The following is a 22,685-nucleotide window of genomic DNA, read 5'->3' on the forward strand; positions in this document are numbered from 1 at the left end:
CGGGAGGCGACGGGCATGAGCGTGCGCATCGTCGTGATGGGGCCCAGCGGCTCCGGGAAGTCGACGGTGGGCGCGGCGCTGGCCGATGACCTCGGGGCGCGCTTCGTGGACGGGGACGACCTGCATCCGCTCACCAACGTCGAGAAAATGGCGGCGGGCACCCCTCTCGACGACGACGACCGGATGCCGTGGCTCCGCGTGGTCGGACGGACGCTCGCCGCCGAGACGCGCATCGTCGTCGCCTGTTCGGCGCTGCGCCGGCGCTACCGGGATGCCATCAGGGCGGAGGCACCGGACGCCGTCTTCGTCGAGCTCGGCGTGGCACGGGAGACGCTCGCACGACGGCTGGGCGATCGGCCCGAGCACTTCATGCCGGCCTCGCTGCTCGATTCCCAGCTCGACGCGTGGGAACCGCTGCGGGACGACGAGGTCGGGCTCCGCGTCGATGCCGCGCTTCCGCTGAGGCGCGAGGTGGCGGCGATCCGGGAGGCGCTCGTCGCGATCACGAGAGCACCGGGGGACGCTCAGTCCTTGCGGTAGCCCGAGCGGCCGAGGGAGAACAGGGCGGCGCCGGTCGCGACGGCGGCGCACAGCGACATGGCGCCGATCACCCAGAGGAGGACGTGAGAGAGGAACGCGGCGTCGAGCATGGAGGTACTCCGAATTTCTGCAGAGGGGACCGGTGTCCTCAGCCTATCGGGTCATCCGGTACCATGGAGTCGTACCTCGGCGAGGGACGCTTCTGCGCGTGCGCGGACGTCCGTGATCGACGCGGCGAAGCAAGCCCGGTGGCTTTCCTCACGCGTCCGCGTTCGAGTCCACAATTCCAAGACCACCGCGCGGCGCCTTCGCTGCGTGCCCGAAGGAGAACCTCATGTCTGAAGACACCACGGTCCACGCCGAGCTGCGCAGCAGCTTCGGCAAGGGCTTCGCCCGTCGTCTGCGCGCCGCCGGCAAGATCCCCGCGGTCATCTACGGCCACGGCACCGAGCCCGTGCACGTCGCGCTGCCGGGTCACCAGGTCTCCCTGATCATCCGCCGCGCCAACGCGCTGCTCGACCTCGACATCGAGGGCACCTCGCAGCTCGCGCTCGTCAAGGACGTGCAGAAGGACCCGGTGCACCAGATCATCGAGCACATCGACCTCCTGGTCGTGAAGAAGGGCGAGAAGGTCGCCATCGACGTCCCCGTCGTCGTGACCGGCGAGCCGGCTCCCGGCACCATCGTCAACCTCGACGCCGCGACCATCCAGGTCGAGGCCGAGGCCACGCACATCCCCGAGAACATCGAGGTCTCGGTCGAGGGGCTCGAGGAGGGCGCGCACATCACCGCCGCCGACGTCACCCTCCCGAAGGGTTCGACGCTCCTCACCGACGCCGAGGTCCTCGTGGTCGCCATCTCCGTCCCGGCCGCTCCGGTCGAGGACGAGGAGACCGAGGGCGAGTCCGCCGAGGGTGCCGCCGAGGCGTCCGAGGAGGCCGCCGCGGAGTGATCTCCGCCTGCTTCATCACGGAGGGGACGCGATCGGATCGCGTCCCCTCCGTCGTATCCTGACCGGGGCGACGGCTCCGGCGAGAGAGGACGAGGAATGGCAGCGACCTGGCTCGTGGTCGGTCTCGGCAACCCCGGACCCCGCTATGAGGCGACCCGTCACAACATCGGCCAGATGGTCGTCGACGAGCTCGCAGCCCGCCGCGGCGAGAGCTTCCGGGAGCACAAGGGCGGCGCCCGGGTCGTGGAGACCTGGCTCCGCCCCGGCGCCGACAAGCTCGTGCTCGCGAAGCCGAACACGTTCATGAACGTCTCGGGCACGCCCGTCGCGGCGCTCGCCCGGTTCTACTCCGCCCCCCTCGACCACCTGGTCGTCGTGCACGACGAGCTGGACATCCCGTTCGACACGGTCAAGCTCAAGACCGGGGGAGGCCACGGCGGGCACAACGGCGTCCGCGACATCGCGCGGGCGCTCACGAGCCCGGACTTCCCCCGGGTGCGCGTGGGCATCGGCCGCCCGGTGGGGCGTCAGGACCCGGCCGACTGGGTGCTCTCCCCGTTCGGTAAGGACGAGCGCGCGAACCTGCCCCTCCTCGTGGGCGACGCGGCCGACGCCGTCGAGCTCCTCGTCGACGAGGGGCTGCTCGCCGCGCAGCAGAAGCACCACGCCCCTCGCTGAGGACGCGGCGCGTCGCGGGTCAGGTCGTGAAGGTGGCGTACCCCGCCGCCCCGCCGACGGCGAAAGCGGTGAAGACGGCGACGAAGAAGATGATCGCGCCGATCACGGCGACGATGAGCGCGGCGATGCCCGCTCCGCGCCCCTGCTTCCGGCGAATCGCGATGATGCCGAGCACGATGGCGGCGATGCCGAACACCGTGCCGGCCCAGAAGGACAGCTCCGTCCACAGCACCTGGTCCCGCGCGGGGGACAGGAACCCGAGATCGCCCGTGGAACCGCTAACGCCCTGCGGGATGCGGCGGCCGACCTCGAACGCGCTGACACCGCCGATGATCGGCATGACGACGGCCGCGAGGATCGAGAGGCCGAGAGCGAGCAGGCCGAGGAACCCCGAGGGCTTCGGCGCGGCATCCGGTGCGGCGTACGAGCCGGACGGTGTCGCGTAGCCGCCCACAGGCACCTGATACGCCCCGGGAGGCGCGGCAGGGGGTGCCGGCGGATACGCGGGCGGGTACGGTGCCGGAGCGGCCGGCGGTGCCGACGGATATGCGGGCGGCGGGACGGCACCGGAGGCCGGCTCCTGCGCGACCGAGGTCGTCGGAGGCAGGGGCGGCACGGCGCCGGGCGGAGGAGGCAGCTGCGGATCGGTCACGATGTCATCCTAGGGTCGGCCGCGGCTCACACCCGGCGCAGCAGTCCGACGCGGTCGTACACGTCCGACAGCGTGCGATCGGCCACGGCGTCGGCACGGGCGGCGTTCTCGGCGAGGATCCGGTCCAGCTCCGCCGGGTCGTCGAGGAGCTCGAGGGCACGGCTGCGCACCGGAGCGAACTCCTCCACGACGACCTCGGCGAGGCCTTTCTTGAAGTCGCCGTATCCGCGGCCCGCGTACTCGTCCTCGATCGCGGGGATCTGGCGTCCGGTCAGCGCGGCGTAGATGGTGAGCAGGTTCGAGACGCCGGGCTTGGCCTCGCGATCGAACCGCACGGTGCCCTCGTTGTCGGTCACCGCGCGCATGATCTTCTTCGCCGACTTCGCCGGGTCGTCGAGCATCCACAGCACACCGGCGTCGCTCTCGGCCGACTTCGACATCTTGGCCGTCGGGTTCTGCAGGTCGTAGATGCGCGCGGTCTCCTTCTGGATGACCGGGACCGGCACCGTGAAGGTCTCGCCGAACCGCGAGTTGAAGCGCTCCGCGAGGTCGCGGGTGAGCTCGACGTGCTGCTTCTGGTCGTCGCCGACCGGCACGACGTCGGTCTGGTACAGCAGGATGTCGGCGGCCATGAGCACCGGGTAGGTGAAGAGGCCGACGCTGGTCGCGTCGGCGCCGTAGCGGGCCGACTTGTCCTTGAACTGGGTCATCCGTCCGGCCTCGCCGAAGCCGGTGATCGTGCTGAGGATCCAGGCGAGCTCGGCGTGCGCACGGACGTGCGACTGCACGTACAACGTCGACTGCGACGGCTCGATGCCCGCGGCGATGTACTGCGCGGCGGTACGGCGGGTCTTCTCGCGCAGCTCGGCCGGGTTCTGGGCGACCGTGAGGGCGTGCAGGTCCACGACGGAGAAGAACGCGTCATACGAGGTCTGGAGCTCCCGCCACTGCAGGAGCGCGCCGATGTAGTTGCCGATCTGGAGGGAGTCGGCGGAGGGCTGCATTCCGGAGTAGAGGCGAGGCTTGTTCACCCGTCAATCCTATGCGCCCGCGCCGCGGTGCCCGGCGCCGTCGCATCCCCTACGCTGACGTCATGACGGACGGCATGCCCCTGAGACGCGGACAGGTGTTCCTCGACGCCCTGGGCACGGAGGCGGAGCGCCTCCACCCGGAGATCCTCGCGCAGTACCGTGCGCCCGTCTCAGCGGGGCACGCGGAGGGCGTGTTCGCGGTCGCGGGGAGCCGGTTCGGCCGCTGGGCGGCCCTCGCGCGTCCGATCGTGGGACCGGGTCTGCTGGTGCCGACGTCGGGGCGGGACGTGTCGTTCGTGCTGCGCACGACGACCGGGCGCGCGGCGTCGGGCCGCGCAACGCTCGACTCCACCCGCGAGTTCCTCTTCCCCGGTCGGACGGCACGGATCGTGGACCGGCTGACGGTGAGCGTGCAGCCGGGGCTGGTGCGGAATCTCCTCGGCGCCCGTGGCCGCGTGGAGCTCATCGAGGAGTGCAGCGTGACGGCCGAGGGCTTCCTGCGGATGCGCACCGTCCGGGTCGCCCTGCGGCTGTTCGGGCGGCGGTTCGCTCTGCCCGGACCGCTCGGCGTGCGCGTGGACCTCGTCGACGGCTGGGACGCCGAGCACCGCCGGCGCACGATCGACATGCGCGCCCTGAACCCCGTGCTCGGCACCGTGCTGGAGTACCGAGGATGGTACCGGGAGTCGGAGCCGTCGCCCTCCGAGCGGCCGGAACCTGGTCAGTAGGTGTAGTCGACGACGACCGGCGCGTGGTCGCTCCAGCGCTGGTCGTACGCGGCCGCACGGGCCACGTGGTACGCCTGCGCGCGCTCGGCGAGAGCGGGCGTGGCCAGGTGGTAGTCGATGCGCCATCCCGAGTCGTTGTCGAAGGCCTTCCCGCGCATGGACCACCAGGTGTACGGCCCGTCCACCTCGCCGTGGAAGCGACGTCCGACGTCGACCCAGCCCAGGCCCGTGCCGACCGAGCCGTCGACGCCAGTGACCGATGTCCCCGCCTCACCGAGGAAGCGATCGAAGTAGGCGCGCTCGCGCGGCAGGAAGCCGGCCTTGGTGCGGTTGCCGCGCCAGTTCTTGATGTCGAGTTCGCGGTGCCCCACGTTGAGGTCGCCGGTGACGAGGGCGAGAGCGCCGTCGGTGTTCAGGCTCGCCAGTCGAGCCTCGAACGCGTTCAGGAACTTCCACTTCTCGTCCTGCTTCGGGGTGTCGGCCTCGCCGGAGTGCACGTAGGCGCTGACGACGGTGAGCGGACGATCGCCGATCAGGAAGTCGGCCTCGATCCAGCGCCCCTTGGAGTCGAAGTCCTCCGGGCCGAAGTCCGCCCGGGAGGCGAGCGCGGGGAGGCGGCTGGCGATCGCGACGCCCGCTCGCCCCTTGGCCGTGGCCTCGTCGTGCACGAAGGTCCAGCCGGGGAGGGCGGCCTCGATGTGCTCGTCCTGCCCGCGCACCTCCTGAAGGGTGAGGATGTCGATGTCGGCGGCGTCCAGCCACGTGCTCATCCCGTTGCGGGCGGCCGCCCGGATCCCGTTGACATTGACCGAGGCGATACGCAGGTGAGGCATTCCTCCAGCCTAACGAGCACCGCCGACATCGCGGTTCTGACGGTGATCGAGCTCGGAGAGCAGGCGCTGCGCGAGAGGGGAGGTCGGGGGCGCGGGCGGGGGAGCGGAGGCCTCCAGCCGTGCGACCTCGTCCTCCGCCTCGCGGACGGCGTGCCCGGCCGCCCAGGTCCGGTACCACGGGGCCTCGTCGCGCGCGGCCCGGGCGTCGCGCAACCGGATGCGTGCGGCGGAGAGCAGCGTGGCGTGTTCAGCCACCCGCCGCTCGGCCTCCGTCGGCAGCAGGAGCGGGAGGTCGCGGTCCTGGGCGGCGACGGCGATCCACGAGGCGGCGACGAGCATCACCACCCCGTTCACCCGGAACCACAGCAGCAGTCCGACGAAGATCGCGAAGGTCGCCAACAGCGGGTTCGACGGCGTGTAGCTCAGCAGGAACCCGACCCCGAACTGCAGCACCGTCATGGCCGCGCCGCCGAGGAGGGCTCCGGGCCAGATCGTGCCCCAGTGCAGCGAGGTGCCGGTGAGGAAGCGCACCATCGCCGCCAGCGCTCCCGTCAGCAGGACGAATGACACCAGGACGGTGCCGATCCGGATGCTGATGTTGAGGCCGTCCGAGCCGGCATCCCAGCCCAGCAGCGACAGCACCCAGCTGAGGACCGCGGCGCTGGCGGAGCTGAGCGCAGAGCCGACGATGAGTGCGACGCCGAAGATCAGGGCGGCGAGCAGGTCGCGCGCCTTGAGGACGAGGTAGCTGCGCCGGTCGGGCTCGAGGCCGAAGATGTCGCGTACGGCCCGCCGCGAGAAGGTCACCCACCCGATCGCGGTCCAGATCACCGTGCCGAGGGCGATGAGACCGGTGATGCCGAGGAACCCGCTGGTGTTCGACGCGATCTCCTGCACCTGCGCGGGAGTGAAGACGCCGCCCTCGTCGAGGATGAAGTTCGGGATGTAGTTGTTGATGATGTCGATGAGGCCGTTCACGGCCTCCTCACTGCCGCCGAGCCAGAGGCCCGTGATGGCGAACGCGAGGTAGATCGCGGCGAAGATGGCGAACAGCGCCTGGTAGCTCACCCCGGCGGCGAGCAGGAAGCCGTTGTGCTGCAGGAAGTGCCGCCACACCCGCACCGGGAAGAGGCCGAGGGTACGCCGGGTCAGCGCGGTCGCGCGCTCGACCGCGGCATCGAGGCGACCGTCGGTCGCGGAACCGGGCTCGGACACGCCCCCACCCTACCCAAGCGCGGGCCCCGCCTTCGCGCCCCCGGCCTGCCTCCGCGAGAACAGGCGCAGACGCGAGAACAGGCGGCCCCGTCCGGGACCGCCTGTTCTCGCGTGGTTGCCTGCGTCGGCGTGTCAGGGACGACCGCGGAGGACCGCCTGCTTGACCTCGGCGATGGCCTTGGTGACCTCGATGCCGCGGGGGCACGCCTCGGAGCAGTTGAAGGTCGTGCGGCAGCGCCAGACGCCCTCCTTGTCGTTGAGGATGTCGAGACGCACCGCGGCGTTGTCGTCGCGCGAGTCGAAGATGAAGCGGTGCGCGTTGACGATCGCGGCCGGACCGAAGTACTGGCCGTCGGTCCAGAACACGGGGCACGACGAGGTGCACGCGGCGCACAGGATGCACTTGGTGGTGTCGTCGAAGATCTCGCGGTCGGCGATGGACTGCGTGCGCTCCTTGCCCTTCTCCGGCACCGAGTTCGCGACGAGGAACGGCTGCACCTCGCGGTACGACGCGAAGAACGGCTCCATGTCGACGACGAGGTCCTTCTCCAGCGGCAGGCCCTTGATGGCCTCGACGTAGATCGGCTTCGAGATGTCGAGGTCCTTGATCAGCGTCTTGCAGGCCAGGCGGTTGCGGCCGTTGATGCGCATGGCGTCGGAGCCGCAGATGCCGTGGGCGCAGGAGCGGCGGAAGGTCAGCGAGCCGTCGACCTCCCACTTGATCTTGTGCAGGGCGTCGAGCACGCGGTCGGTGGAGTAGAGCTCCACGTCGTAGTCGACCCAGTGCGGCTCGGCGTCGACCTCGGGGTCGAACCGGCGGATGTTGAAGGTGACGATGAAGGACTGGATCCCGGTGTCTTCGGTCGTCTCGGCCGGCGCTTCGGCGATGGCGTTCGACATGCTCAGTACTTCCTCTCCATCGGCGGGTAGTTCAACTCGCCCTTGTCGTTCTTGGTGAAGACGACCGGCTTCCAGTCGAGCTTGATGTGGTCGCTCGGGTCGGAGGAGTGCGGGTCGCCCGTGAGGTACGCCATGGTGTGCTTCATGTAGTTCTCGTCGTCGCGCTTCGGGAAGTCGTCGCGCATGTGTCCGCCGCGGCTCTCCTCGCGGTTCTGCGCGGCGTAGACGACGACCTCGGCGATGTCGAGCAGGAAGCCCAGTTCGACGGCCTCGAGCAGGTCGGTGTTGAACCGGTGGCCCTTGTCGTCGACGTGCACGTTCTTGTAGCGCTCACGGAGCTCCGCGATCACGCCGAGGACGTGCTGCAGCGACTCGTGCGTGCGGAAGACCTGCGCGCCCTTGTCCATCTCGTCCTGCAGCGTCTTGCGGAGGACCGCGATCCGCTCGGTGCCCTGGTTGTTGCGCAGGCCCTCGAGCATGTCGGAGACGAACCCGGCGGGGTTCTCCGGCAGCGGGACGAACTCGGCCGTCTTGACGTACTCGACGGCGTTGCGGCCGGACCGCTTGCCGAACACGTTGATGTCGAGCAGCGAGTTCGTGCCGAGGCGGTTGGCGCCGTGCACCGAGACACAGGCGCACTCGCCGGCGGCGTACAGGCCGGGCACGACGGTGTCGTTGTCCGCGAGCACCTCGCCGTTGTTGTTCGTGGGGATGCCGCCCATGGCGTAGTGCGCGGTCGGCATGACGGGGACCGGCTCGACGACCGGGTCGACGCCCAGGTAGGTGCGGGCGAACTCGGTGATGTCGGGGAGCTTGGTCTCCAGCACCTCGGCGCCCAGGTGCGTGCAGTCCAGCAGCACGTAGTCCTTGTGAGGACCGGCGCCGCGGCCCTCCGCGACCTCCTGGACCATGCAGCGCGCGACGATGTCACGAGGCGCCAGGTCCTTGATGGTGGGGGCGTACCGCTCCATGAAGCGCTCACCGGAGGCGTTGCGCAGGATCGCGCCCTCGCCGCGGGCGCCCTCGGTGAGGAGGATGCCGAGGCCGGCGAGGCCGGTCGGGTGGAACTGGAAGAACTCGAGGTCCTCGAGGGGGAGGCCCTTGCGCCAGACGATGCCGACGCCGTCGCCCGTGAGCGTGTGCGCGTTGGAGGTCGTCTTGAAGATCTTGCCGAAGCCGCCGGTGGCGAAGATCACGGCCTTGGACTGGAAGACGTGCAGCTCGCCCGTCGCGAGGTCGTAGGCCACCACGCCGGCGATCTGGGTCGCGCCCGCCGCGTCCTTCACGGTGATGAGGTCGAGCACGTAGAACTCGTTGAAGAAGTTGATGCCGAGCTTGACGCAGTTCTGGAACAGCGTCTGCAGGATCATGTGACCGGTGCGGTCGGCGGCGTAGCAGGCGCGGCGGACCGGGGTCTTGCCGTGCTCGGCCGTGTGGCCGCCGAAGCGGCGCTGGTCGATCTTGCCCTCGGGGGTGCGGTTGAAGGGGAGGCCCATGTTCTCGAGGTCGATGACCGCGTCGATGGCCTCCTTCGCGAGGATCTCCGCCGCGTCCTGGTCGACGAGGTAGTCGCCGCCCTTCACGGTGTCGAAGGTGTGCCACTCCCAGGAGTCCTCCTCGACGTTCGCGAGGGCCGCCGCCATACCGCCCTGCGCGGCACCGGTGTGCGAGCGCGTCGGGTACAGCTTGGAGATCACGGCCGTCTTCGCGCCGGGGCCGGCCTCGATGGCCGCCCGCATGCCGGCGCCGCCGGCGCCCACGATGACGATGTCGAACTGGTGGTAGTGCACGCCGTCACGGACGACGGAATCCTGCGTCTGGGTAGTCACTTCTCGTTTGCCTCTTCTTCTAGCCCTGCGCCTGGCAGGTCTCCCACAGCGTGCTCGACTCGGTCACACCCAGGCACGGGTCGAACGTGAAGACGACCAGGGTGCCGAGGAGGATGAGCAGGCCCGCGGCCAGGCCGAGGGCCCAGACGAGCGCCTTGCGCGCGGTCGGGTTGGTCACGTAGTCGTTCACGATCGTCCGCATGCCGTTGGCACCGTGGATGAGTGCGAGCCAGAGCATCAGCACGTCCCACCACTGCCAGAACGGGGTGGCGAACTTGCCGGCGATGAAGGCGAAGTCGAGGGCGTGGATGCCCTCGCCGACCATGAGGTTGACGAAGAGGTGGCCGAAGATCAGCACGACGAGCACGACGCCCGAGACGCGCATGAAGACCCAGCCCCACTTCTCGAGGTTGACGCCGCGCTGGCGACGGGCGGGGGCGGCGACGGTCTGGGCGGTCATCAGTGTCCTCCTCCGAAGCCGGCGAACGCGAGCATCAGGTGGCGCGGGACGAAGCCGGCCATGATGATGCCCCACACGAGCAGCACGCCCCAGAAGAGCTGGCGCTGGTACTTGGCGCCCTTCGACCAGAAGTCGACGGCGATGATGCGCAGGCCGTTCATGGCGTGGAAGACGATGCCCGCCACGAGGACGACCTCGCCGATCGCCATGACCGGGTTCTTGTATGTGCCGATGACCGCGTCGTACGCCTCCGGCGACACCCTGATCAGCGCCGTGTCGAGCACGTGCACCAACAGGAAGAAGAAGATGGCGACTCCGGTGATGCGGTGAAGCACCCACGACCACATGCCTTCGCGACCCCGGTAGAGGGTGCCGCGGGGGGTCTTGGACGTGGTTTCCGAAATCGACGGTGTCAAGCGAGCGCTTGTGGACACGGTCGTCCTCCCTGGATCGATGTGTTTCGGTCGCGTGCGCTGCTTCGTCCACATCTGGCCTGGAGGAGGGTCAGGCACGCCCGATCGGTGTCCATCCTATTCCCGCGCGGACGCCCCGGGCGACGAAGGGGAGCCTAAGTCGGGCCCGCCGCTACGCTGGCCTGCATGAGCGAGCCGATCGAAGACTTCTACGCGGTCATCCCTGCCGGCGGCATCGGCAGTCGGCTGTGGCCGCTGTCCCGGGCGGACGCCCCGAAGTTCCTGCACGATCTCACCGGGTCCGGGCATTCGCTGCTGCGCGACACGTGGGACCGTCTGGAGCCGCTCGCCGGTCCGGACCGGATCGCGGTGGTCACCGGGCGCGCGCACCGGGCGGCGGTGGAGGCGGAGCTGCCGGGTATCGCCGACCTCAACGTCTTCCTGGAATCCGAGCCCCGCGAGTCCGCGGCGGCGATCGGGCTGGCGGCGGCCGTGCTGCACCGGCGCAACCCGGACGTCATCATCGGCTCGTTCAGCGCCGACCACGTCATCCGGGGCACGCGGGTCTTCGAGTTCGCCGTCCGCGATGCCGTCGAGGTCGCGAGGGAGGGCTACATCTGCACGATCGGCATCGCGCCGACCGAGCCGGCGGTCGGCTTCGGCTACATCAAGAAGGGGCCGGAGCTGGTCGTCGAGCGCGCCAGGGAGGCGGCCCTCGTCGAGAGCTTCGTCGAGAAGCCGGACCTGGAGACGGCCAAGGCCTACCTCGCCGAGCGCACCTACCTGTGGAACGCGGGCATGTTCATCGCGAAGGCGAGCGTCCTGCTGGACGAGCTCGCGGCGAACGAGCCCGCGCTGCACGCCGGCCTGCTCGAGCTCGCCGAGGCCTGGGACGACCGGGAGCTCCGCGGGCCGGCCGTCGACCGCATCTGGCCGCGGCTGAAGAAGATCGCGATCGACTACGCCGTCGCCGAGCCGGCGGCGCGGCGCGGGCGCCTCGCCGTGGTCCCCGGGCACTTCGACTGGGACGACGTGGGGGACTTCGCGTCGCTGACGAAGCTCATCACGAACGGCCGCAAGAACGACCTCGCCGTCCTCGGACCCCGCGCCAGGGTGCTCACCGACGCGGCCAGCGGCATCCTCGTCAGCCAGACCACCCGGGTGATCAGCCTCGTCGGCGTGCAGGACATCGTCGTGGTCGACACCCCCGACGCGCTCCTGGTCACGACGGTCGAGAACGCGCAGCGGGTGAAGGGCGTGGTGGAGTCGTTGAAACTCAACGGACAGGGCGACGTGCTCTGATGAGCATCGGTCCGTGCTCATCGGCAGGGTTGATTTCAGCTTTGTAACCATTGGCCCGGCCGCCCGGGGCCGACGTGCACGAACGTCGAAACACTAGGTAACTTTGATCGATCCGCGATGGCCGCGGGTTCGTTGAGGGAGGCATCCGTGACCATCTCCACCACCAAGAAGCTGCTCGGCGCGACGGTCGCCGCCGGTGTCGTCTTCGCTCTTGCCGGCTGCGGTCAGGCGCCGACCGACGAGTCCGAGGGCGGATCCGCCCCCGTCGACTCCGACTTCAAGCCCTGCCTCATCTCCGACGCCGGCGGCTGGAACGACAAGTCGTTCAACCAGTCGGCCAAGGAGGGCATGGACAGCGCCGCCGACGAGCTCGGCATCAAGCCGCTGGAGTTCGAGTCCGCGAACGACAACGACTACGCGCCGAACCTGGAGACCGCCGTCTCCGAGGGCTGCTCGCTCATCGTCTCGGTCGGCTTCAAGCTGTCCGCCGCCACGGTCGAGTCCGCGCTCGCGAACCCCGACATCGACTACGCGATCATCGACGACTGGGCCGACAACGACTTCGACGGCACCACCGACGCGCCGAACATCAAGCCCCTCGTCTTCGACACCGCCCAGGCCGCCTACCTCGGTGGCTACGCGGCGGCCGCCTGGTCCGCGGAGGCCGGCGTGAACAAGGTCGGCACCTTCGGCGGGATGCAGATCCCGTCGGTCGCGGTCTTCATGGACGGCTACCAGCTCGGCGTCGAGAAGTACAACGAGGACAAGTCGGCTGACGTCCAGGTCTTCGGTTGGGACGCTGCGACCCAGAAGGGCTCCTTCACGGGCGGCTTCGATGCCAACGACACCGCCAAGCAGACCGCCCAGGGCGTGCTCGACCAGGGTGTCGACGTCATCCTCCCCGTCGGCGGCCCGGTTTACCAGAGCGCCGCAGCGGCGATCAACGACAGCGGCAAGGACACGCTGATGCTCGGTGTCGACAGCGACCTCGCCGTCGCCGACCCCAGCGTCGCCGACATCACGCTCGTCTCGATCATGAAGGCCATCGACGTGGCCGTCCGCGACGCGACGCTCGCGGCCGCCGCCGGCGAGTTCGACCCGGAGCCCTACATCGGCACGCTCGAGAACGAGGGCGTCAAGCTCTCCGGCTTCGGCGACTTCGAGGCGGACCTGCCCGAGGGCCTCATGGACGAGCTGTCCGCTCTGCAGGAGCAGATCATCTCCGGCGACATCACGGTGGAGTCCGAGAACTCTCCCACCCGCTGAGTCGGAGCCGTACCCAGCACGGGGCGAGTGGCGCAGGCTGCCACTCGCCCCGCACTGTGGGCGGCGACGATTCTCCTCGGTGACTCTTCTGGATAAGGTGCAGATATGAAGCTCGAACTTCGCGGCATCACCAAGCGATTCGGCAGCCTCGTGGCGAACGACCACATCGATCTCGTGGTCGAACCCGGTCAGATCCACGCTCTCCTCGGCGAGAACGGCGCAGGTAAGTCGACGCTGATGAACGTGCTCTACGGCCTGTATCAGGCCGACGAGGGCGAGATCCTCCTCGACGACGTCGTGCAGCATTTCCGCGGCCCCGGCGACGCGATGGCCGCCGGCATCGGCATGGTGCATCAGCACTTCATGCTCGTGCCGGTGTTCACGGTGGCCGAGAACGTCATGCTCGGTCACGAGCAGACCAAGGGCCTCGGCACGCTGGACATCGCGAAGGCGCGCGAGCACGTGCGCGCGGTCGCGGCCCGATTCGGGTTCGACATCGATCCGGACGCGGTCGTCGGCGACCTGCCGGTCGGTGTGCAGCAGCGCGTCGAGATCATCAAGGCGCTGTCCCGCGACGCCAAGGTCCTCGTCTTCGACGAGCCGACCGCGGTGCTGACGCCGCAGGAGACCGACGAGCTCATGGCCATCATGCGCCAGCTCCGAGACGAGGGCACCGCGATCGTCTTCATCACGCACAAGCTGCGCGAGGTGCGCGAGGTCGCCGACCGCATCACGATCGTCCGGCTCGGTCGGGTGGTGGGGGAGGCCTCGCCGACCGCCACCAACGCCGAACTGGCCTCGCTGATGGTCGGCCGCGCAGTCGAGCTGACCGTGCACAAGGAGGCTCCGCGGCTGGGCGAGGGCGGCCTGGAGGTCCGCAACCTCCGCGTGCTCACCGCCACCGGAGCCATCGTCGTCGACGACGTCGACTTCACCGTGCGACCCGGGGAGGTCCTCGCCGTCGCCGGTGTGCAGGGCAACGGCCAGACTGAGCTCGTCGAGGCCATCGTCGGCCTCGCCGCACGCGTCGAGGGGAACATCATCCTCGACGGCACCGAGCTCGTGGGCAAGAGCGTCCGCGGCATCCTCGACGCCGGCGTCGGGTTCGTCCCGGAGGACCGCACCGAGGACGGCCTCGTCGCCGGATTCTCGGTCGCCGAGAACCTCATCCTCGACCGCTCAGACGATCCCGCGTTCAGCCGGGCCGGGACGCTGCGCCGCGGCGCCCTGGAGGACTTCGCCAAGGAGCGCATCGCGGAGTACGACATCCGCACGCAGGGCCCGGACACTCCCGCGGGCACCCTCTCCGGAGGCAACCAGCAGAAGGTCGTGATCGCCCGCGAGATGAGCCGGGAACTGCGGCTCTTCGTGGCCGCGCAGCCGACCCGCGGGGTGGACGTGGGCTCGATCGAGTTCATCCACAAGCGCATCATCGAGACGCGGGACGCGGGCATCCCCGTGATCGTCGTCTCGACCGAGCTCGACGAGGTCGCCGCCCTCGCCGACCGGATCGCGGTCATGTACCGCGGCACCATCGTCGGCATCGTCCCCGGTGACACGCCCCGGGAGACACTCGGACTCATGATGGCCGGAGCGGCCGATGCGGAGGTGACCGCGTGAGCGGCGCGACACCCGGTGCAGGAGACGTCACGAAGGGGCTGCCTCCCGAGCAGCTCCCGCCCAGCACGGGCCTCGCGGACGAGGTGCCCCCGCCCCCGCGCGGCAACGTCGTCCTCAAGGAGATCCTCCGCGGCAGCGCGGTCACGACGGTCCTGGCGATCGTCCTCGCGCTCATCGTCGGCGGCATCCTCATCGCGTTCACCAACGAAGACGTGCAGGAAGCCTCCGGGTACTTCTTCAACAAGCCGAGCGACACGTTCGTCGCGGCCTGGAACGCGGTCTACAACGGTTATGAGGCGCTGTTCCGCGGAGCGATCTTCAACGCCCGCGGCGCCGACTTCGCCGCGCAGATCCGTCCGCTCACGAACACGCTGGGCTTCGCGGCCCCGCTGATCGCCGCAGGGCTCGGCGTCGCGCTCGCCTTCCGCGTCGGTCTGTTCAACATCGGCGCCCGCGGTCAGATGCTCGTCGGCGTCGCGGTCGCGGCCCTGCTGACCTTCAACCTCGACCTGCCGATCTGGTTCCACCTCCCCGCCACGCTGCTGGCCGGTATCGCCGGCGGTGCGCTCTGGGGCGGCATCGCCGGTCTCATCAAGGCACGCACGGGCGCGCACGAGGTGATCCTCACGATCATGCTCAACTACATCGCGTACTACCTGCTGCTGTGGATGATCCGCACGCCCGGGCTCCTGCAGAAGCCGGGCACCAACCAGGCGCTCGGCTCGGCCACGCCGGAGAGCGCGCAGTTCCCGACCCTGCTCGGCCCGCAGTTCCCGCTGCTCGACCTCGGCTTCGTCATCGTGGTCATCGCGACGGTGTTCGTGTGGTGGCTCATCGAGCGCTCCTCGCTGGGCATGCGCATGCGCGCGGTGGGGGAGAACCCGCACGCCGCTCGTGCCGCGGGCATCAGCGTCAAGCGCGTCTACGTCTACGCGATGCTCTTCGCGGGCGCCCTCGCCGGCCTCGCCGGGATGAACCAGCTCCAGGGTGCCGTCACCACGGGCGTCACCGAGACCATCGACGCCGGCATCGGCTTCGACGCCATCACGGTCGCCCTCCTCGGGCGCAGCCGCGCGTGGGGGACCTTCGCGGCCGGAATCCTGTTCGGCGCCCTCAAGGCGGGCTCGTTCTCGATGCAAGCGCAGGACATCCCCGTCGACATCGTGCTCGTCGTGCAGTCGCTCGTCGTGCTGTTCATCGCCGCGCCGCCGCTGCTGCGCACGGTGTTCTTCCTCCCCAAGTCCGACGCAGAGAAGGCGGCCAAGGCGAGAGCCAAGGCTGCGAAGAAGGCGGTGACGGCATGATGTCGCTCGTGCAGACCGAAGCCGCCGACGGCACGGTGCAGCTCGCCACCGTCCGGGAGCGCCACCTCAAGGCGCCGATCAGCCTCGCGGTGGTCACCGCGCTGCTCGCGGTGCTCTTCCTCGCCGTGCCGCGGAGCGGTATCAGCACCTTCCGGCTCGGCGACCGCACGTCGGCCTTCGAGCTTCCCGACGTGGGGCTGCCCACCGCGCCGACCTTCTGGGTGGTCTTCGCCGTGCTCGTCGTCCTCACGGTCGGGGCCTTCCTCCGGGCATGGACGTACCGCGCCCCGTCGATCTGGCTCATCGTGGCGTACGGCGTGCTCGCGGTGTTCGCGTTCCTCGTCTGGGCCGCGGCCGGGGGCCTCGTCCCCATCACGAGCCTCCTCTTCGGTGCCGTGTCGCTGTCGGTGCCGCTCGTGTTCGGCGCGCTCGGCGGTGTCATCGGCGAGCGGGCCGGTGTCGTCAACGTGGCCATCGAGGGGCAGCTGCTCCTCGGCGCGTTCTCGGCGGCGCTGCTGTCCAGCATCACCGGCAACGCCTTCGTGGGCCTCATCGGCGCCATGATCGGCGGCGTTCTCGTCGCGAGCGTGCTGGCGGCGTTCGCGATCAAGTACCTCGTCGAGCAGGTCATCGTCGGTGTCGTCCTCAACGTCCTCGTCACCGGCCTCACCGGCTTCCTCTACGGCGCGCTCCTCGCCCCGAACGAGGCCGAGCTGAACACCCCGGTGCGCTTCTCCCGCATCGAGATCCCGGTGCTGAGCGACATCCCGATCATCGGTCCGGTGCTGTTCAACCAGACCTTCATCGTGTACCTCATGTTCATCACCGTGGCCGTCGTCGCGTGGGGCCTGTACCGCACCAAGTGGGGCCTGCGCCTCCGCGCCGTGGGCGAGCACCCGCAGGCGGCCGACACGGTCGGCATCCGGGTCAACCCGACGCGGTTCTGGAACGTGCTGCTTGCGGGCGCGATCGCCGGCATCGGCGGCGCGTACTTCACCCTCGTCTCGGTCCCGCAGTTCGGCAAGGAGATGACGGCCGGGCTCGGCTTCATCGCCCTCGCCGCGGTGATCTTCGGACGCTGGGACCCGATCCGCGCGACGCTCGCCGCCCTGCTCTTCGGCTTCGCGACGAACCTGCAGAACCTGCTCTCGATCCTGAAGACGCCGATCCCCGGCGAGTTCATGCTCATGCTGCCGTACGTGGTCACGCTGCTCGCGGTCGCCGGGTTCGCCGGACAGATCCGGGGTCCTGCCGCCAGCGGCAAGCCGTACATCAAGTCGTAGAACCCGCAGGGAAGAAGGAACCATCACCATGACGGACATCGACTGGGACGAGCTGCGCCAGGTCGCCGCGGAGGCCATGACCAAGGCGTACGCGCCGTACTCCCGCTACCGCGTGGGTGCGGCGGCTCTCGTCAGCGACGGGCGGATCGTCGCCGGCTGCAACGTCGAGAACGCCTCGTACGGCGTCACGCTGTGCGCGGAGTGCGCGCTCGTGGGCGACCTGTTCATGTCCGGCGGCGGCCAGCTCGTCGCCTTCGTGTGCGTGAACAACGACGGCGAGACGATCATGCCGTGCGGCCGGTGCCGGCAGCTGCTGTTCGAGCACGCCGTACCCGGAATGCTGCTGGAGACGGTCTCCGGCATCCGCACGATCGACGAGGTGCTGCCCGATGCGTTCGGGCCGCGCGCCCTTCGACAGGCTCAGGGACCCGAGGGAGAAGGACGATGAGTGTGGAGCCGTTCGACGCGGTCGATGTGATCCGAGCCAAGCGCGACGGGGGCGTCGTGCCCGAGCCGGCCCTGCGCTGGATGGTGGATGCGTACACGCGCGGCTATGTGTCCGACGCGCAGATGGCCTCCTTCGCGATGGCGATCTTCCAGCGCGGCATGGAGCGCGACGAGATCCGCGTCCTCACCGATGCGATGATCGCGTCGGGGGAGCGGATGAGCTTCGCGACCCTCGGCAAGAAGACCGTGGACAAGCACTCCACGGGCGGCGTCGGCGACAAGATCACCCTGCCGCTGGCCCCGCTCGTCGCCTCGTTCGGCGTGGCGGTCCCGCAGCTCAGCGGCCGCGGCCTCGGCCACACCGGCGGAACGCTCGACAAGCTGGAGTCCATCCCCGGCTGGCGCGCGGCGCTCAGCAACGAGGAGATGTTCGCGCAGATGCAGGGTGACGTCGGGGCCGTGATCTGCGCCGCGGGCTCTGGTCTCGCTCCCGCCGACAAGAAGCTCTACGCGCTCCGCGACGTGACGGGCACGGTGGAGGCCATCCCGCTGATCGCCTCCAGCATCATGTCGAAGAAGATCGCCGAGGGGACCGACGCTCTCGTCCTGGACGTGAAGTTCGGCTCCGGCGCCTTCATGCAGGACATCGACCGCGCCCGCGAGCTCGCCCGCACGATGGTCGCGCTCGGCACCGACTCCGGCGTCGCCACCACGGCGCTGCTGACCGACATGAACGTCCCGCTGGGCCGCGCGATCGGCAACGCCAACGAGGTCCGCGAGTCGGTCGAGATCCTCGCCGGCGGGGGACCCGCCGACGTACGGGAGCTGACCATCGCTCTCGCCAGGGAGATGCTCGCCCTGGCCGGCCGGCCCGATGCGGACGTGGAGGCGGCACTGGACGACGGCCGCGCCATGGACACCTGGAAGGCGATGATCCGCGCGCAGGACGGCGACCCCGAAGCGGCCCTCCCGGTCGCGCGGGAGACGCACGTCGTCACGGCGCCCGCGGACGGCGTCGTGACCCGGATGGACGCGCTCCCCTTCGGCATCGCCGCGTGGCGTCTCGGCGCCGGCCGCGCGCGGGCCGAGGACCCGGTGATCTTCGAGGCGGGCATCGACCTGCACGCGAAGCCGGGCGACCGGGTCGCCGCCGGGCAGCCGCTGTTCACCCTGTCGGCGGCGGACGAGGCGCGCTTCCCACGGGCCATCGAGGCTCTCGAAGGGGCCTGGGAGCTCGGCGACGACGCGCCGACCGTGGGGCCGATCGTCCGCGAGCGCATCACGGCGTGAGGCCCGGGCGCTAGCCTGGACGGACACCCCGCGACCGAGAGGATCCCCATGTCGATCGATGCGAACGGCGACGTCGCCATCCAGGGCGTCTCCCTGCGGAGTCTGCCGAAGGTGTCGCTGCACGACCACCTGGACGGCGCCGTGCGTCCGGCCACGATCATCGAGCTCGCCGACGCGATCGGTCTCGACCTCCCGGCCTCCGACCCGGCGGCGCTCGGCTCCTGGTTTGCGAAGAAGAGCGACGCAGGGTCGCTGGGGGAGTACCTGAAGACCTTCGAGCTCACCACCGCGGTCATGCAGACCCGGGAGGGACTGACCCGCGTGGCGCGCGAGTTCGTGCAGGACCTCGCGGCCGACGGCGTCATCTACGGCGAGGTGCGCTGGGCGCCGGAACAGCACCAGGCCGGCGGGCTCTCGCTGGAGGACGCCGTCGAGGCCGTGCAGCAGGGGATCGAGGAGGGCGAGGATGCGGCGGACCGGGACGGTCGCAGCATCCGCGTCGGACAGCTCCTGACCGCCATGCGGCACACCGACCGCGCCAGGGAGATCGCCGAGCTCGCTGTGGACTTCCGCGGACGGGGTGCCGTCGGCTTCGACATCGCCGGACCCGAGGACGGCTTCCCGCCGTCGGACCACCGCGCGGCATTGGACTACCTCGCCGAGAACTTCTTCCCAGTGACCGTGCACGCGGGGGAGGCGGCGGGTCTCGCCTCGATCCGCTCGGCCCTGCTGGACGGTCGTGCGCTCCGCCTCGGACACGGCGTCCGCATCGCGGAGGACCTCGAGGTCGTCACGCAGGAGGGCGACGAGGTGCAGGTGCGCTTCGGCGACCTCGCGCGCTGGGTGCGCGACCGGGAGATCCCGCTGGAGCTCTCCCCGTCGTCGAACCTGCAGACGGGTGCGGTCGCCGCGTGGGGCACGACGCTCGCCGATCACCCCTTCGACCTGCTCTACCAGCTCGGCTTCGCGGTGACCGTGAACGTGGACAACCGCACCATGAGCGCCACCTCGCTCACCAGGGAACTGGCGCTGCTCGTGCAGACCTTCGAGTACGACCTCGACGACCTCGAGGCCTTCCAGTTCAACGCCGCCGCCGCGGCCTTCCTCCCCGTCGAGGAACGGGAGGAACTGGTGGAGATGATCGCCGAGGGATTCGACGCCTGATCGTGGCTTCCGGGGGGAAGAACCGACGATCACGCACGGCAGCCGTCATCGGCTCCGCCGTCGGCGTCCTGCTCATCGCGGGAGGCGTCGCCGCCTTCGCCGGGATGGATCGGGCGCCGGAGAACCCGGCCGGGAAGGCACAGTCCGCGCCGATCGCGCATCCGCTGACGCCGGCGCAACAGCTCGTGGCCGACGCGGATGATCCTCGTGCGTGTGCCGTGATCTTCCACGGGGAAGGCGCTCCGACCGAGCCGGCCCTCCAGCTCCAGGAGGGGCTGTACCAGGGGCTGCCGATCCCGCAGCTCGACGGGCGGGTGTTCGCGGGCTGGTACACCAGTGCGGAGGCTGCCGCTGCCCTCACCGTTGACGACAGGGTGAACGGCGCAGACCCCGTCGTATGCGTCGATCAGCAGATGGAACTCTTCGCGGCCTGGAAGACGCCGGAGGAGAACGCCGCCGAGGGCGTGCGCGTCCCGATCCTGATGTATCACCAATTCACGGCGAAGCCCGAGGGCGAGAAGGGGTGGCTGCGCGGCAACTACGCGTACATCGGAGACTTCGAGGCGCACATGGCGCACATCGCGAGCACCGGCTTCTATCTGCCGACCTGGGACGAGCTCAGCGCGTTCATCGACGGGCGGCTCTCCCTCCCGGCGCGGAGCGTGATCATCACCGACGACGATGCCGATCAGACGTGGTTCGATCTCGCGGTGCCGGTGGTGGACGCGCATCGGCTCCTCAGCACCTCGTTCATGGTCACGGCCTACCGTCAGGACCCCGCGCCCTCGCCGTGGGTCCAGCGGCGCTCGCACACCCACGACATGCATCAGGCCGGAGACGACGGCAAGGGACGCATGGTCAACTGGACCCCCGATGAGATCGCCGCCGATCTCATCACGTCGGGGGACGTACTCGGCGTCCGCGAGGTGGTGGCCTACCCGTTCGGCCACTATGACGACACGGCGAAGGAGGGCGTCCGCCAGGCCGGCTACGAGCTGGCGCGGACCATCGATCCCGGGTACGTGGTGATCGGGACGGACAAGCTGGCCCTCCCCGTCGTGCGCATCGACTACGGAATGGGCCTGGATGCCCTGGTGTCGCGCATCGGGTGACCCCGCACGAGGCGCGAGGATGAGGGCATGCCCGCTTCCGTCTTCCTCGCCGGTCCCGCCTCCTGGAACCGCATGGTCCTCCTCGACCGGCTCCCCGAGCCCGTGCCGCACATGCAGTTCGCGCAGGCGAGCTGGGAGACGGTCGGCGGCACGAGTGCGGGCAAGGCGCTGAGCCTGACGGCGCTCGGCCGATCCGTCGTGCTGCATGCCGTCGCCGGGGAGGACGAGGAGGGGCTCCGGGTGCGTGCGGCACTGGAGGCGGCCGGGGTGGTCGCGCAGTGGACGGACGGAACCACGGAGCGACACCTCAACCTCATGACGGCGCAGGGCGACCGGGTGTCGCTGTACCTCTCCACTCCGACGGAGACGACAGGCACGGACGACGCCGCGCACGCCGCCGGGATGGCCGCGGCCGACGCCATCGTGCTCGATCTGGCCGCCGAGCCGCGGCGGCTGCTCCCGCTCGCGGTGGCCAGTGGCACGCCCCTCTGGGTCGATGTGCACGACTATGACGGCGTCGACGGGTACCACCGGCCGTTCCTGGAGGCGGCCGCGGCGGTCTTCTGCAACGCGGATCGGCTGACCGCGCCGGTGGAGTTCCTCCGCGCCGTCGTCGCGGAGGGAGCGGCGTTCGCCGTGTGCACGCTCGGCGCGGAGGGAGCGGTCGCGGTCGGAGCGGACGGCGCCGAGCTGCGGGTGCCCGCGCTGCCGACCACCGTCATCGACACCAATGGCGCGGGCGACGCGTTCCTGGCCGGAGTCCTCGACGCGCGGCTGGCGGGGGCGGACCTGGCATCGGCGCTCTCGGCGGGTGCGCGCTCGGCGGCCGGAGTGCTGACCACCCGGCACCTGCATCCGCTGCTCGACCCCATCCTCGGGGATCCGCGGGCGGCCTAGGGAGCGACCTGCTCCAGGAAGCCGCCGACGACCTCGGTGATCTCGGCGTGCATCTCGTCGTCGTCGATGGTCGGGGTGCCGTCACCGGACTGGGGCCCGTAGTCGCCGAAGGAGGCGTGGGAGGCGCCGTCGATCTCGACGAACTCGGCGTCCGCGGGGAGCTCGGAGCGGGCGTCCGCGATCTTCTCGGGCGTGGAGAGGCCGTCCTCGGTGCCGGAGACGCTGAGCACCGGGAGGTCGGTTCCGGCGAGGTCGGTCGCGCAGTAGGAGGCGAAGAGGACGAGGGCATCGGCGTCCGTCGCGAGCTGACAGGCGCGCACCCCGCCGAGGGAGTGGCCACCCACGGCCCAGGTGTCCACGTCGGGCGCGGCGCTCGTGAACGAGCCGAGGCCGCGGGGATCGAAGAAGGCGAGGTGGAGCCAGGGCCGCGTGATCACGACCGTGGTGCCCTCCTCCGCGATCCCCTGGAGGATCGAGGCGTAGGCCCACGGGTCGACCTTCGCCCCCGGGATGAAGACGAGTCCGCGGTCCGAGGCGCCGTCCGCCGGCTCCAGGACGATGCCTTCCTCGGCATCGGTCACCGTGATCGCCGGATTCTCCCGGACGGCGGCGAGCGGTTCGGGCTCCGCGGGCATGACGCCGACCTGGCTCCACACGAGGATCCCGCCGACGGCGAGGAGGAGGACGATCACCACACTCCACAGGACTCGTCTCAGGACGCGGCGTCGGGGCTTCTGCTGCACAGCAGCAACGCTACTCCCGCCCGGAC

At 70.0% G+C, this 22,685-nt stretch carries 24 protein-coding genes; 14 read left to right on the forward strand and 10 right to left on the reverse strand.

Annotation, left to right across the window (positions count from 1 at the left end):
- Positions 1–15 precede the first annotated feature (15 nt).
- Positions 16–540: a gluconokinase gene (locus AUV07_RS12370; protein ID WP_062636536.1), complete on the forward strand. Its 525-nt coding sequence runs from the start codon at positions 16–18 to the stop codon at positions 538–540.
- Here the strand turns inward: AUV07_RS12370 and AUV07_RS18135 are convergent.
- Positions 525–650: a hypothetical protein gene (locus AUV07_RS18135; protein ID WP_255218687.1), complete on the reverse strand. Its 126-nt coding sequence runs from the start codon at positions 648–650 to the stop codon at positions 525–527. The two genes, AUV07_RS12370 and AUV07_RS18135, sit on opposite strands and share 16 nt — an antisense overlap.
- Positions 651–874: 224 nt before the next feature.
- Here AUV07_RS18135 and AUV07_RS12375 point away from each other — a divergent pair, with 224 nt between their 5' ends.
- Together AUV07_RS12375 and pth are read left to right on the forward strand one after the other, a co-directional pair.
- Positions 875–1,492 carry a 50S ribosomal protein L25/general stress protein Ctc gene (locus tag AUV07_RS12375; RefSeq protein ID WP_062636537.1) on the forward strand — a complete coding sequence of 206 codons (618 nt, stop codon included), beginning with the start codon at positions 875–877 and terminating at the stop codon, positions 1,490–1,492.
- A 96-nt stretch (positions 1,493–1,588) separates the two neighbouring features.
- On the forward strand, positions 1,589–2,170 hold the full coding sequence (gene pth, locus AUV07_RS12380; RefSeq protein WP_062636539.1) for an aminoacyl-tRNA hydrolase: 582 nt from the start codon (positions 1,589–1,591) through the stop codon (positions 2,168–2,170).
- 19 nt (positions 2,171–2,189) lie between these two features.
- Here pth and AUV07_RS12385 read toward each other — a convergent pair whose 3' ends face one another.
- Positions 2,190–2,822 (reverse strand): hypothetical protein, encoded by a 633-nt coding sequence (locus AUV07_RS12385; protein ID WP_157524057.1) that lies wholly within the window; start codon positions 2,820–2,822, stop codon positions 2,190–2,192.
- 26 nt (positions 2,823–2,848) lie between these two features.
- Entirely contained in the window at positions 2,849–3,853 is a 1,005-nt protein-coding gene (gene trpS, locus AUV07_RS12390) for a tryptophan--tRNA ligase (protein ID WP_025105651.1), read from the reverse strand.
- A 62-nt stretch (positions 3,854–3,915) separates the two neighbouring features.
- Between trpS and AUV07_RS12395 the strand changes: the two genes are divergently transcribed.
- Complete coding sequence (locus AUV07_RS12395; protein WP_231868263.1) at positions 3,916–4,581, forward strand: DUF4166 domain-containing protein; 666 nt, start codon at positions 3,916–3,918, stop codon at positions 4,579–4,581.
- On the opposite strand, the gene AUV07_RS12400 is transcribed toward AUV07_RS12395, so the two are convergent.
- The 6 genes from AUV07_RS12400 to sdhC all read right to left on the reverse strand — a co-directional run bounded on the left by AUV07_RS12400 (position 4,575) and on the right by sdhC (position 10,252).
- Positions 4,575–5,414, reverse strand: a complete 840-nt coding sequence (locus AUV07_RS12400) for an exodeoxyribonuclease III (protein ID WP_062636543.1) — start codon at positions 5,412–5,414, stop codon at positions 4,575–4,577. The genes AUV07_RS12395 and AUV07_RS12400 overlap by 7 nt on opposite strands.
- A gap of 9 nt (positions 5,415–5,423) precedes the next feature.
- The gene (locus tag AUV07_RS12405; RefSeq protein WP_062636545.1) at positions 5,424–6,629 is read right to left on the reverse strand and encodes a YihY/virulence factor BrkB family protein; all 1,206 of its coding nucleotides are present in this window, start codon (positions 6,627–6,629) and stop codon (positions 5,424–5,426) included.
- Positions 6,630–6,761: 132 nt separating this feature from the next.
- Entirely contained in the window at positions 6,762–7,529 is a 768-nt protein-coding gene (locus tag AUV07_RS12410; protein WP_025105655.1) for a succinate dehydrogenase iron-sulfur subunit, read from the reverse strand.
- A gap of 2 nt (positions 7,530–7,531) precedes the next feature.
- A complete protein-coding gene (gene sdhA, locus AUV07_RS12415) occupies positions 7,532–9,358 on the reverse strand; it encodes a succinate dehydrogenase flavoprotein subunit (protein ID WP_025105656.1) in 1,827 nt (608 codons plus the stop codon).
- Positions 9,359–9,377: 19 nt separating this feature from the next.
- Positions 9,378–9,818 (reverse strand): succinate dehydrogenase hydrophobic membrane anchor subunit, encoded by a 441-nt coding sequence (locus AUV07_RS12420; RefSeq protein WP_025105657.1) that lies wholly within the window; start codon positions 9,816–9,818, stop codon positions 9,378–9,380.
- The gene (gene sdhC, locus AUV07_RS12425; RefSeq protein WP_082758508.1) at positions 9,818–10,252 is read right to left on the reverse strand and encodes a succinate dehydrogenase, cytochrome b556 subunit; all 435 of its coding nucleotides are present in this window, start codon (positions 10,250–10,252) and stop codon (positions 9,818–9,820) included. Before sdhC ends, AUV07_RS12420 begins: the two co-directional genes overlap by 1 nt.
- Before the next feature lie 165 nt (positions 10,253–10,417).
- Between sdhC and AUV07_RS12430 the strand changes: the two genes are divergently transcribed.
- The 10 genes from AUV07_RS12430 to AUV07_RS12475 all read left to right on the forward strand — a co-directional run bounded on the left by AUV07_RS12430 (position 10,418) and on the right by AUV07_RS12475 (position 21,916).
- Complete coding sequence (locus AUV07_RS12430) at positions 10,418–11,533, forward strand: mannose-1-phosphate guanylyltransferase (RefSeq protein WP_060921492.1); 1,116 nt, start codon at positions 10,418–10,420, stop codon at positions 11,531–11,533.
- Positions 11,534–11,680: 147 nt separating this feature from the next.
- Positions 11,681–12,799 carry a BMP family lipoprotein gene (locus tag AUV07_RS12435; protein ID WP_062636898.1) on the forward strand — a complete coding sequence of 373 codons (1,119 nt, stop codon included), beginning with the start codon at positions 11,681–11,683 and terminating at the stop codon, positions 12,797–12,799.
- Between the two features lie 105 nt (positions 12,800–12,904).
- Entirely contained in the window at positions 12,905–14,419 is a 1,515-nt protein-coding gene (locus tag AUV07_RS12440) for an ABC transporter ATP-binding protein (RefSeq protein WP_025105661.1), read from the forward strand.
- Complete coding sequence (locus tag AUV07_RS12445; protein ID WP_062636550.1) at positions 14,416–15,723, forward strand: ABC transporter permease; 1,308 nt, start codon at positions 14,416–14,418, stop codon at positions 15,721–15,723. Before AUV07_RS12440 ends, AUV07_RS12445 begins: the two co-directional genes overlap by 4 nt.
- Positions 15,723–17,006, forward strand: a complete 1,284-nt coding sequence (locus tag AUV07_RS12450) for an ABC transporter permease (protein WP_082802943.1) — start codon at positions 15,723–15,725, stop codon at positions 17,004–17,006. The genes AUV07_RS12445 and AUV07_RS12450 overlap by 1 nt, the downstream gene beginning before the upstream one ends.
- Positions 17,007–17,034: 28 nt before the next feature.
- Entirely contained in the window at positions 17,035–17,454 is a 420-nt protein-coding gene (locus AUV07_RS12455) for a cytidine deaminase (RefSeq protein ID WP_062636553.1), read from the forward strand.
- Positions 17,451–18,743 (forward strand): thymidine phosphorylase, encoded by a 1,293-nt coding sequence (locus AUV07_RS12460; protein WP_062636555.1) that lies wholly within the window; start codon positions 17,451–17,453, stop codon positions 18,741–18,743. The genes AUV07_RS12455 and AUV07_RS12460 overlap by 4 nt, the downstream gene beginning before the upstream one ends.
- 48 nt (positions 18,744–18,791) lie before the next feature.
- Positions 18,792–19,907: an adenosine deaminase gene (locus AUV07_RS12465; RefSeq protein WP_062636557.1), complete on the forward strand. Its 1,116-nt coding sequence runs from the start codon at positions 18,792–18,794 to the stop codon at positions 19,905–19,907.
- A gap of 2 nt (positions 19,908–19,909) precedes the next feature.
- On the forward strand, positions 19,910–21,019 hold the full coding sequence (locus AUV07_RS12470) for a polysaccharide deacetylase family protein (protein WP_082802944.1): 1,110 nt from the start codon (positions 19,910–19,912) through the stop codon (positions 21,017–21,019).
- Positions 21,020–21,046: 27 nt separating this feature from the next.
- Positions 21,047–21,916, forward strand: coding sequence for a carbohydrate kinase family protein (locus AUV07_RS12475; RefSeq protein WP_062636559.1), 870 nt, complete (start codon positions 21,047–21,049; stop codon positions 21,914–21,916).
- Here the strand turns inward: AUV07_RS12475 and AUV07_RS12480 are convergent.
- A complete protein-coding gene (locus AUV07_RS12480; protein ID WP_062636561.1) occupies positions 21,913–22,659 on the reverse strand; it encodes an alpha/beta hydrolase in 747 nt (248 codons plus the stop codon). The two genes, AUV07_RS12475 and AUV07_RS12480, sit on opposite strands and share 4 nt — an antisense overlap.
- Positions 22,660–22,685: the final 26 nt, after the last annotated feature.

It is taken from the genome of Microbacterium sp. CH1 (genome assembly GCF_001595495.1).
Lineage (GTDB): Bacteria > Actinomycetota > Actinomycetes > Actinomycetales > Microbacteriaceae > Microbacterium.

Bases quoted from the DNA above. Each gene is read 5' to 3' on its own strand.
- AUV07_RS12370 (WP_062636536.1), top strand. From the start codon at position 16: ATGAGCGTGCGCATCGTCGTGATGGGGCCCAGCGGCTCCGGGAAGTCG.
- AUV07_RS18135 (WP_255218687.1), bottom strand. From the start codon at position 650: ATGCTCGACGCCGCGTTCCTCTCTCACGTCCTCCTCTGGGTGATCGGC.
- AUV07_RS12375 (WP_062636537.1), top strand. From the start codon at position 875: ATGTCTGAAGACACCACGGTCCACGCCGAGCTGCGCAGCAGCTTCGGC.
- pth (WP_062636539.1), top strand. From the start codon at position 1,589: ATGGCAGCGACCTGGCTCGTGGTCGGTCTCGGCAACCCCGGACCCCGC.
- AUV07_RS12395 (WP_231868263.1), top strand. From the start codon at position 3,916: ATGACGGACGGCATGCCCCTGAGACGCGGACAGGTGTTCCTCGACGCC.
- AUV07_RS12400 (WP_062636543.1), bottom strand. From the start codon at position 5,414: ATGCCTCACCTGCGTATCGCCTCGGTCAATGTCAACGGGATCCGGGCG.
- AUV07_RS12410 (WP_025105655.1), bottom strand. From the start codon at position 7,529: ATGTCGAACGCCATCGCCGAAGCGCCGGCCGAGACGACCGAAGACACC.
- AUV07_RS12420 (WP_025105657.1), bottom strand. From the start codon at position 9,818: ATGACCGCCCAGACCGTCGCCGCCCCCGCCCGTCGCCAGCGCGGCGTC.
- AUV07_RS12430 (WP_060921492.1), top strand. From the start codon at position 10,418: ATGAGCGAGCCGATCGAAGACTTCTACGCGGTCATCCCTGCCGGCGGC.
- AUV07_RS12440 (WP_025105661.1), top strand. From the start codon at position 12,905: ATGAAGCTCGAACTTCGCGGCATCACCAAGCGATTCGGCAGCCTCGTG.
- AUV07_RS12450 (WP_082802943.1), top strand. From the start codon at position 15,723: ATGTCGCTCGTGCAGACCGAAGCCGCCGACGGCACGGTGCAGCTCGCC.
- AUV07_RS12455 (WP_062636553.1), top strand. From the start codon at position 17,035: ATGACGGACATCGACTGGGACGAGCTGCGCCAGGTCGCCGCGGAGGCC.
- AUV07_RS12460 (WP_062636555.1), top strand. From the start codon at position 17,451: ATGAGTGTGGAGCCGTTCGACGCGGTCGATGTGATCCGAGCCAAGCGC.
- AUV07_RS12465 (WP_062636557.1), top strand. From the start codon at position 18,792: ATGTCGATCGATGCGAACGGCGACGTCGCCATCCAGGGCGTCTCCCTG.
- AUV07_RS12475 (WP_062636559.1), top strand. From the start codon at position 21,047: ATGCCCGCTTCCGTCTTCCTCGCCGGTCCCGCCTCCTGGAACCGCATG.